This window comes from Pseudomonas sp. ICMP 561, from assembly GCF_002699985.1.
Lineage (GTDB): Bacteria > Pseudomonadota > Gammaproteobacteria > Pseudomonadales > Pseudomonadaceae > Aquipseudomonas > Aquipseudomonas quasicaspiana.
In genome coordinates this window covers 133,656-141,753 of record NZ_LKBT01000009.1, presented here as the reverse complement: position 1 = coordinate 141,753, position 8,098 = coordinate 133,656, and the positions used below count along the sequence as shown (strand labels likewise).

Annotated in this window: 8 protein-coding genes and 1 tRNA gene; 6 read left to right on the top strand and 3 right to left on the bottom strand. The window is 55.9% G+C overall.

The genetic code is table 11. The annotated features are described in order from the left end of the window. Positions 1-267 precede the first annotated feature (267 nt). On the bottom strand, positions 268-1,272 hold the full coding sequence (locus tag AO242_RS08970) for a J domain-containing protein (RefSeq protein ID WP_099268439.1): 1,005 nt from the start codon (positions 1,270-1,272) through the stop codon (positions 268-270). A gap of 279 nt (positions 1,273-1,551) precedes the next feature. Between AO242_RS08970 and AO242_RS08965 the strand changes: the two genes are divergently transcribed. The 6 genes from AO242_RS08965 to AO242_RS08940 all read left to right on the top strand — a co-directional run bounded on the left by AO242_RS08965 (position 1,552) and on the right by AO242_RS08940 (position 5,338). After that, a tRNA-Thr gene (locus AO242_RS08965) sits at positions 1,552-1,627 on the top strand. Between the two features lie 418 nt (positions 1,628-2,045). Then, positions 2,046-2,477 carry a DUF2628 domain-containing protein gene (locus AO242_RS08960; protein WP_122397430.1) on the top strand — a complete coding sequence of 144 codons (432 nt, stop codon included), beginning with the start codon at positions 2,046-2,048 and terminating at the stop codon, positions 2,475-2,477. 180 nt (positions 2,478-2,657) lie between these two features. Then, entirely contained in the window at positions 2,658-3,080 is a 423-nt protein-coding gene (locus tag AO242_RS08955; RefSeq protein WP_027901790.1) for a DUF1493 family protein, read from the top strand. A gap of 142 nt (positions 3,081-3,222) precedes the next feature. Then, on the top strand, positions 3,223-3,510 hold the full coding sequence (locus tag AO242_RS08950) for a YceK/YidQ family lipoprotein (protein WP_027901789.1): 288 nt from the start codon (positions 3,223-3,225) through the stop codon (positions 3,508-3,510). Between the two features lie 220 nt (positions 3,511-3,730). After that, the gene (locus AO242_RS08945) at positions 3,731-4,354 is read left to right on the top strand and encodes a hypothetical protein (protein ID WP_099268437.1); all 624 of its coding nucleotides are present in this window, start codon (positions 3,731-3,733) and stop codon (positions 4,352-4,354) included. Positions 4,355-5,041: 687 nt separating this feature from the next. Further along, positions 5,042-5,338: a DUF6124 family protein gene (locus tag AO242_RS08940; RefSeq protein ID WP_099268436.1), complete on the top strand. Its 297-nt coding sequence runs from the start codon at positions 5,042-5,044 to the stop codon at positions 5,336-5,338. Between the two features lie 146 nt (positions 5,339-5,484). On the opposite strand, the gene AO242_RS08935 is transcribed toward AO242_RS08940, so the two are convergent. Both AO242_RS08935 and AO242_RS08930 read right to left on the bottom strand, forming a co-directional pair. After that, positions 5,485-6,222, bottom strand: coding sequence for an MBL fold metallo-hydrolase (locus tag AO242_RS08935; RefSeq protein ID WP_099268435.1), 738 nt, complete (start codon positions 6,220-6,222; stop codon positions 5,485-5,487). Beyond that, positions 6,219-7,718, bottom strand: coding sequence for a purine-cytosine permease family protein (locus AO242_RS08930; protein WP_099268434.1), 1,500 nt, complete (start codon positions 7,716-7,718; stop codon positions 6,219-6,221). The genes AO242_RS08935 and AO242_RS08930 overlap by 4 nt, the downstream gene beginning before the upstream one ends. Positions 7,719-8,098 lie beyond the last annotated feature (380 nt).

Here is an 8,098-nt window from a genome sequence, read left to right as displayed (position 1 = left end):
CCTCGAATAGGCCTTATACATAGATGCAACCGGGTAGCAGTGTTCAAAAAGCGGGTTGAAAGTAGGGGCGAGTCCATACATAGGACCGGCTTCAGCCGGGAGAGTGGTATTTCTGCCGAAGGATATCTAGCGAATGCCCCGACGTCCTCCCGGCTAAAGCCGGTCCTACGGACGACGCGATCTCTGTGGGAGCGAGGCTTGCCCGCGATAGGGTCAACCAGATCTCAACTACAGAGCCGATCCTGAAACCAGCGTGGTATTGCCCCCTCAAAACTCCTCACTGCGCACATTCGAAAACTGCGAATTCCGATTCTGCAGCTTGCGCAGCGTCAGCTTGTAAACACTCGACTTGATCCGATCCCCCACCAGCGTCTCCTCCAATCGAATCCGGCTAGACGCATAAGCACACCCGGTATCAAGCATCTTGTACTTGAGCTGGTAATACCCCACGTCCATACGCCCAAACGTAAAACGGCTGCGCGCCGGAATATACGCGTGCCGAAAATCCCGCTTGCCCGTCGCATCCGTAATCTTCGCGTACACCGCCTGCTCACCCGCGGTGTTATCCACCGTGATCTCCGACCAGCCACCGTCGCGCGTCATCGGCATCCCCGCGATGTAACCTGCCGCAGATGGCCAAGGCGCGCCCATAGGATCAATCAGCGGCGGCACACAGTCCGGCTGCCCCGGCTCAACAATCTTCACGGGCGCGCTAACAGGCACAGCTGCCGCAACCCTGGCCGCTTCAGCAACCGCCTCAGCCTTGGCCTGCGCCTCAGCCAGAATCGCCATATCGTCCACCACCGGCGGTGACGGCGGGATAAATGCCTTGCCCGCATCCCGGTCATACCCCATCCAGGCACCCGCACTGCAAGCAACCACGAACACCGCCACCCAACGCCAACGACTGCCGCGCCGGGTTGGTTTTGCTGGTTTAGATGATTTGCGTTGAGATTTTTCTGAGGGGCGAGCCTGAGCTCTTGCAGCGTTTTGCGGCGCAGCTTGCGGCCCGGCCTGGCGACGCTGAGTAGCCGCCTGACGAGCCACCTGCGCATCACGAACCAGACTGGCGTCATACGCAGCACGCTTCTCGGGATCCGCCAACACATCATGAGCAGCGTTGACCACCGCCATCAAACCAGACGCATTGGCTGCATGATTACGATCAGGATGCAGCTGCTGCGCCAGCTTGCGGAAGGCGTGCTTGATATCCTCTTGCGAGGCATCCCGAGCGACATTGAGCTCGTCGTAATACGTACGTGTTTTAGGCATTGAGCTTGCTATCCATTGCGACGCGACATATTAGCAATCTTTACATCCCTGCAACCGCATCACCGCCCAAGCTGAAGCCCAGCGCACAAACCAAAACAAAACCCCGCCCCACCTGACGAATCGCCCTCCAGCTTCACGCCAGAACGCCGATAAAGGCTGACTCCCTCAACGCTGACGCGCCATGGCAGCGTAGAGCCAACCGCTCAAGAAATTTTTAAACGAAATCAGTGAGCTAAGGTTTACAGCCAAAAAAAACTCTATATACTCAGCGCCCATCACGCCGGTATAGCTCAGTTGGTAGAGCAACTGACTTGTAATCAGTAGGTCCCGGGTTCGACTCCTGGTGCCGGCACCATACGCTACATCGAAAGAGGCTCACCGAAAGGTGGGCCTTTTTTGTGCGCGTGTGTTTTCTGTAAGAACTGCCGAAGGCTGCGAAGGCGTCATCCAATACAACGACAAATGCCCCGCTACCCTCACCCAGCAAAAGCCGAGCTTGCTCGCGATAGCTACCCCAAGTCGCCCGCCCAATCACGTGAACCCGACGGACGAACTGGCAACAAAAGTGAGTGCAGGGTTGTCCTCATAACGTGGATCTCACTCAACAGGTGAGCCAATTCATGCCAGGAATTGCAACGATTGGCACACCGATGCGGTTGAGTGGTACGCCACCTGGAAACTCCATACAATCCCCCGTCATCTCTTCAAAGCGCCAGAACCACAGGATTTTCCGGAAGGAATACGTCATTCCACGGAACATAAGGAGTAGCACCTTGAGCACAGCAGATCACCCCCAAAGCACCTCCAAGTACAGCGCCAAGTGGCAGGAACGCTTCAATTTCTTTGAGACATACGGTGCGCCGAACGATCCACGGTTCAATGCCGGTCTCAAATCACTTCCTGGCGTCAGAAAGAAAATGCGGATCAACATCAATATAATTGCGTGCTTCTTTGGTCCGATTTATTTCTTCGTGCTGGGACTGTGGAAAAAGGGCCTTGCACTCCTTGGAATCATGCTCGCGACCAACGCGTTGATTCTTCTGGTGTGTACTCTTTTGGAAACCGATGTGCCTTATGCGTTCAGCGGAGGGCTGGCTGCGCCCTACGCCCTGATGTATGGCCTGACCGTAAACTACGCGTACTACCTCAAGGAAGTGAAAGGCGAGCAAGGCTGGAACCCGTTCAAAGGCATTCGTCTTCTCTAACGTTCAGGTGTGCCAGTAACTTTGGCGAGCGTGCAGGCTCGCCGCTCCTCGATCAAAAGGAATAGGGGTCAGAGCACATTTTCAATTAAGTACCGAAAACCGTGGTCTGACCCCATTGTTCCGCAAGACAGTTGTAACTTATAACTCCATTATGAGCATCGGAGATCAGGTTTCCTAGCCATGAACGAATCCCTCGATTACAAAATAATGGATAGCATTGTCGTCTGCATCCACGATACCGCAGGCTTTGGGAGAAAGGCATTTGAAAGCTTCAGCTTGGCGACCGATGTCGCAAGGGATCTGGGCGTAGATGGCGACGATGCAAGTGATCTGATGGTCGAGTTCTTCGAAAGGTTCTCTATCGACCTTAACAATTACGATCCTTATCGGTACTTTTTGGAAGAAGGCTGCAACTTTTTTTCCTTCCGGCGCGCCAAAGACAGACGCGGAAACATACCGCTAAGAGTGGGGATGTTGTATTTAGCTTTAAAAGCGGGACGCTGGGATGCACAAGCATTTGAACAAGCCAAATTCAGCGATGTTCCACTATATGAGCGTACAGAAGATATTCCGATTGATGGCTACAAGATAAAAAGCCGTTGATCCTACCTATGCGATCCACAGGAATAGGGGTCAGACCCCATTTTTCGTAATGCCCTGCGGGGCCGGCCTGGACGCTGGTTAAACGTTCGCCCCAGCGGGTAGGATGTCAGCATCGCAAACCATACGTGATGGCAAGGACTGCATGATCAAACGATTTCTGCTGTTGGTAGCGACCGTTTCGCTATCTGGTTGCTGGAGCCTGATGTACCACATCGACGGTGAACGTTGCGTTTATGGGGGAACGCGGCAAGGTTGGGCTTGGGGCACGCACTCCGGCCCGTCGACTTGGCCGCTACTGGTCGACGTGCCGTTCTCACTAGTGCTCGACACGGTACTGTTGCCTTATGACCTCACCTCATTCCTGCCCGAAAACCTGGGCGGGGACGACAGCGAATGCCCGATTAGCGAGGGGCTCAACGTGCTGGGTTGAACGAGGAATAGGGATCAGAACACATTTTCAATTAAGTATCGAAAATCGTGCTCTTACTCCGTTTTTTCACAATCTTCTGTGATCGTTGGCGGCGAGACATCAAGGATGGCCGGAGAGGCCTCCGACACAGTGCTCAAGTGCCTAGCAGATAAGTCGATAAAGATTCGGCGCGCTGCGCGTTGGCGCACTTGCCTACCGTATCAATACTCATGGAGAGACTATGCTTCGCAACACTGTTGTAATCACAACGTTATCGGTCTGCATGCTGTTCGCCGGTTGCGTAGCGCCACCGTCTGCTTCAGATAACGCACCTGTGCAGCTTGAGCCCTTGGGCCAGATCATTCCCCGAAATACTGAGCGCACTGCGATGATCGAGCGAATTATCGCCAATGACCCAACTGTTATTTCATCGCAAAAACCGGCACTCAATCCAACACAAAGTAACGATAGTCGTATTGCCATGTTGCGTAAGGAACTCGGATTCACGTTACCTGACAGCTATTGGAAACTTTACAAGCAAAACCTGGAAGCACTTCAATTCGACCTTAACCATCAGCATGATGCCGCTCGCGAGCAGTACATCAAGACTTACAGCGACGAGCTGGATCGGGTAGACAGCAGCACGCTGCAGGTGATGTCGACCGAACCCAAAACATTGGATGAAAAGACCAGGCAACAATGGAATACGCGTATGAATGATCGACTTATACAGTACGTAATAACCAGTGAGGAGTCATTCAAGGTTGCAAGGCAGGCCCATATTGACCGCATGGCCGCTATGGATCGGCAATACGATGTCTGCTCGCGCAAAGCCGATTGTTGGGACGCTCCAGCTGGCAAATAGAAGCGGAATAGCCATCTTTGGTTAACTACGGAGGAATAGGGGTCACGAGGGATAGGGTAAGACTACATTTTCAATTAAGTAACGAAAATCGTGGTCTGACCCCATTTTCGCCCCCAGTGATTGACCAGTTCGTTCATTGCACATAACCTGCCCGCAACACACTCGCCACACGTCCTACTCAACGAGTAGGGTCCTGCCTATAGGCAGGCGTGCAAAAGGCGAGTTTTTTTCGTCTGGAGTTTTACCGTGATCAAGATGGCTCCTGTAAAAATCCTTCTTTTGAAGAGGCCGCTTTAACTCCCCCTGTCGCCTACTGCCCGTAAAATCTCCAAAACTACTCAACAATCAGAAACAACCTTCAGCCCCAAAACCCGTGCTCTGTAGGACCTTTCTGAAAATTCAGGATATGCTCTGCATCCGCTTGTAGATGCCTGATGTGGCGACTACCTTCCTGCCTGTCGTTGATTTCAACGATCGGGTTTAGTCGCCCAATGAATAACCAAGCGAAGCATCTGTCATAACCATTGCCGAAGCCTTGAGCGACGGCGTGGAATCTTATGGCGGCTGTGCAAGGGGCACCTTCGGGTGCGCCGGGCTGCCTGGTTCCCGGTCGACTAACCCGCGCACAGCCGCCACCCTTTGTTTAGTCGCAAAGAGTGATGGCTCAACAATACCGGGAGAGTCACCATGATCAGATCCACGCCACATCCCCCCGCTACACCCATCAAGCAAAACCTTGTCAGCAATACCAACCTGGGCAACCTCAGCCTGTTCACTGTAAAGCACGATATCAAAATCGAAGACGCGCTGGTTCTTGCATCGGAATACCTGAGCTGCGCCGCCGCTACGGCTTATGAAACGGCAGATAACAGCATGCTGGAATTTCGTCCGCTGGCGAGGTCGGTTGTGCATCAGATCGAGGCGGCCAGAGCGTTGGTTGAGGCTTCGGTGGCGGGGTTGGAGGAGAAGCACCGAACGAAGTAACACAATGATCTGTGCAGTTAGTCACTTCGCGGGCAAGCCTCGCTCCAACAGGGGCGAGGCCTTAAGCGTTTTCAACGTCAACGCAGCGTGTCAGATACATCGCTTCGCGAACAAGTTCGCTCCTACCGGGTGTTCGCCGTTGGGCTTCAGCGTTTGCCTAGCCCATGCCCCACAAACCACTCATCAATCATCCCCCGCAACACCTCCCCCGAAAAACTCGCAAAGTGCCCACCATGCACCGTCCGCACCGGCAGTTTGCGCAACCGCTCCAGGCTAGCGGCGTACTTATCAAGGTCCGAATGGTAGGCATCTTCTATAAGAGGCCCGTCGTAGATGATATCGCCGCTGAACAGGGTTTGGGTTTTCGCTTCCCACAGGCTGATGCCGCCGGGCGAGTGGCCGGGAGTATGGAGGACTTCGAGTACGCGGTCGCCCAGGTCGAGCACGTCGCCTTCGTCGATGAGCCGTGTGGCGGGTGCGGCTTTGACCTGGTATTCGGCGTAGCACAGTGGGCAGTCGGGGTGGGCTTCGAACATGTCGTCGCCGACGTAGGCATCGGCCAGGGTCGACGCTCGTGTGGGATCGGCGAGGATGTCGGCTTCGGCCGGGTGTACCAGGCGTTCGGCGAACTCGTGGTGCCCGGCGATGTGGTCGAAGTGGGTGTGGCTGGCCACGGCGAGCAGTGGCCGGTCGGTGAGCCAGGGCAGTTGCTCGCGCAGGCTGACCACGCCAGAGCCGGTGTCGACCAGCACGTCGCGGTCACGGCCCTGTATGTGCCAGAGGTTGCAGCGGTAATACGGTCGCACCCACGGCTCGTGGATCAGGCTGATGCCGTCAGCGCGCTTCTGTACTTCAAACCACTGGTCGCGGGTGACGATTTTCACGGCTCTACGCTCAGGTTGCCCGGTATTGCGCTCCCGGCGCTTGGCGAAAGGGTGCGGTGCGGCCCGTAAACGGCGGCGGGCTCGGGGAACAACTGTAGCAGGCCGAGGTAGAGCACGGCGGCGAGGCCGAGCGTGATGGGCAGGCTGATGTCGATACCGCCCGCCAGCTCACCAAAAGTACCAACGAACTGCCCCGGCAGATTGACGAAGGCGAGGCCAATCAGTGCGCTGGGGATCCACGCGCCGAGGCCGCGCCAGTTCCAGCCGTGATGAAACCAGTAGCGGCCACCGCGCTCCCCACGTGTGAAGACTTGCAGATCGGCCGGGTCATACCAGCCACGGCGTTTTATCAGGCCGATGATCATGATGATGATCCACGGGCTTGTACAGGTGATGATCAACACCGCGAAGGTGGACATGCTCTGCACCAGGTTGAAGCTGAAGCGGCCAACAAAGATGAAGATGATCGAGAGCACACCGATCAGCACCGTGGCTTGTGCGCGGCTGAGCAGGCGTGGGGCGAGGCTCGACATGTCGAGGCCGGTGCCGTACAGCGAAGTACCACCGGTGGACAGCCCGCCGATGATGGCGATCAGGCAAACCGGCAGGAAGAACCAGCCCGGCGAAATTGCCAGCAGGCCGCCGACGTAGTTGTTCTGGGCGATGTAGTCCGGGGCTTGCACAGCGACGATGGTTGCGGTGACGAGGCCAAAGAAGAACGGAATGAAGGTGGCGATCTGCGCGAACATCACAGCGGCCATGATGCGCTGCTTGGGTGTTTCACGGGGGATGTAGCGCGCCCAGTCACCGAGGAAGGCACCGAACGATACCGGGTTGCTCATGGCGACCAGAGCCGAGCCAATGAAGGCTGCCCAGAAGCCCGGTTGCCCATGGCTGACGCTACCTGCGTAACTGGAGTCGAACGGTCCGGCGAAGGCGAAGATGCCCAGCAGGAACAACAGGCTGGAAGCGGTCACCGCCACTTTGTTCACCGCCAACAGTTGGCGAATGCCGTAGATGCAGACGATCAAAACCAGCAACGCGAACAAGCCGTAAGCGATGCCCAGGCTGAGGTTGTTTTCAGGCAGGTCGAACAGGCGCTTGGCGCCGCCGATCAGTGCGTCGCCTGAGCTCCACACTGACAGCGAGAAGAAAGCGATGGCGGTCAGCAAGGAAAGGAAAGAGCCGACGATACGTCCGTGTACGCCAAAATGCGCCCCGGAAGAAACAGCGTTGTTGGTGCCATTGAGCGGCCCGAACAGGCCCATGGGCGCAAGGATCATCGCCCCCAGCAACACGCCGAGCACGATGGCATAGACACTGGCTTCAAAGGACAAACCAAACAGGACAGGGAAGCTGCCCAGTACCGCCGTAGAGAACGTATTGCTGCCGCCGAAGATCATGCGGAACAGGTCAAAAGGCGTCGCCGTGCGTTCGCTGTCAGGAATCTGTTCGACGCCGAAACTCTCGATCCGGGTTGGGTGGGATTCGCTCATGTTGCCGCCTCTCAATGCCTGTCACGGTTTTTATCGAAACGCCTGCTCGGGCCTTTTCATTTGTTTTTCCTGCCGGGATCGCAGGGTGTGTGGGCAGTGCAAAATCTACTGGAACATGGCCAACCTTCTTATTGAGACACAGGCGTGGCCGCGCGCTGCCTGGGCAAACCAAGGGCAGGACGAGCAGAGAGTGTTCAAAGGCGAGGCGGAGTTAAATCGGTATCAGCAAATATTTAGTTCAGGATTTGCTGAAGTAATGGAGGGAGTCTGTCATTTGGCTTTCGAAGGCTGGGGTTAGTCGAGAAAGCGGCATCCCTGGCGGTTGATCTTCAGGGATGCTCCGGCCTCTTCCCGGCTAAAGCCAGTCCCACGGATAGTGA